Raw genomic sequence first — 1,170 nt, forward strand, 5'->3', positions numbered from 1 at the left:
CCCATCTTCAGACAAGATAACACGTGTCCCGTCCTACTTAATATGTGCTTTATGCTGCTTCGTGTACGGGGCTATCACCCTGTATCGCTCAACTTCCCAGAAGATTCCACTACAACATAAACCATCGGCTGTTACCCGTTCGCTCGCCGCTACTAAGGCAATCTCAATTGATTTCTTTTCCTGAGGGTACTTAGATGTTTCAGTTCCCCTCGTTTGCTTCTGCAACCTATGAATTCAGTTACAGATGACCCTAAGGCCGGGTTTCCCCATTCGGACATCGTAGGTTATAACGGGTTTTATCACCTTACCTACGCTTTTCGCAGATTTACACGTCCTTCATCGCCTCTGACTGCCAAGGCATCCACCGTATACGCTTAGTCACTTAATCATACAACCCCTGTATCACTCAATGTTGCCACTTTGTAATCCAAGAATTGCAGTTGACTGTAACTCGCCTATGTCAGATAGAGTAAAACGCTATCGTTTACCCTAAATTTTTAAAAAATACATACTTGGTTGATATCAAATGCATCACTTACGCAACACATCAATATCGATGATTTATCAGCTTTTCCAGTTTGTTAAAGAACACTTTAGAGTATGACCTCCATGGAAGGAGGAAAGCTCTGTAATTGCATGGAGCAATTCAGACAAAAACCCTAATGAATAATCTCAGCACTTGCGATAAGTCCGGGCCTATTCATTAAGGCATTTCAGTCTGTGTAAAGAAGAGTGGTGGAGCTAAGCAGGATCGAACTGCTGACCTCCTGAATGCAAATCAGGCGCTCTCCCAGCTGAGCTATAGCCCCTCAATATTTTCGAAGACTGGGAAACAATGTAAATTTCATTAATCGAGGCGTTTGGCGAGGACGTTTAGCCTGCTAAACGACGAGTCAAACAACGAAGAGTAATGGAATTTTGGTAGGCCTGGGCAGACTTGAACTGCCGACCTCACCCTTATCAGGGGTGCGCTCTAACCAGCTGAGCTACAGGCCTTCAATGCACCTGAGCCGTCGGCTAAGGCTGTCTTCGAACTTCTTTACTTTTAAACAATAAAACAATCTGTGTGAACATCGAATTGAATTCAATTCGACACCTTTACGTAAGGAGGTGATCCAACCCCAGGTTCCCCTAGGGTTACCTTGTTACGACTTCACCCCAGTCATGAAA

At 44.4% G+C, this 1,170-nt stretch carries 2 tRNA genes and 2 rRNA genes; all 4 read right to left on the reverse strand.

The annotated features are described in order from the left end of the window. Positions 1–388, reverse strand: a 23S ribosomal RNA gene (locus tag LJ740_RS23030); the annotation flags it as partial. A gap of 345 nt (positions 389–733) precedes the next feature. Next, a tRNA-Ala gene (locus LJ740_RS23035) sits at positions 734–809 on the reverse strand. A gap of 110 nt (positions 810–919) precedes the next feature. After that, positions 920–996, reverse strand: a tRNA-Ile gene (locus LJ740_RS23040). A gap of 107 nt (positions 997–1,103) precedes the next feature. Continuing rightward, positions 1,104–1,170 (reverse strand): 16S ribosomal RNA (locus LJ740_RS23045); the annotation flags it as partial.

Source organism: Planctobacterium marinum (genome assembly GCF_020687805.1).
In the GTDB taxonomy this organism is placed as follows: Bacteria; Pseudomonadota; Gammaproteobacteria; order Enterobacterales; family Alteromonadaceae; genus Planctobacterium; species Planctobacterium marinum.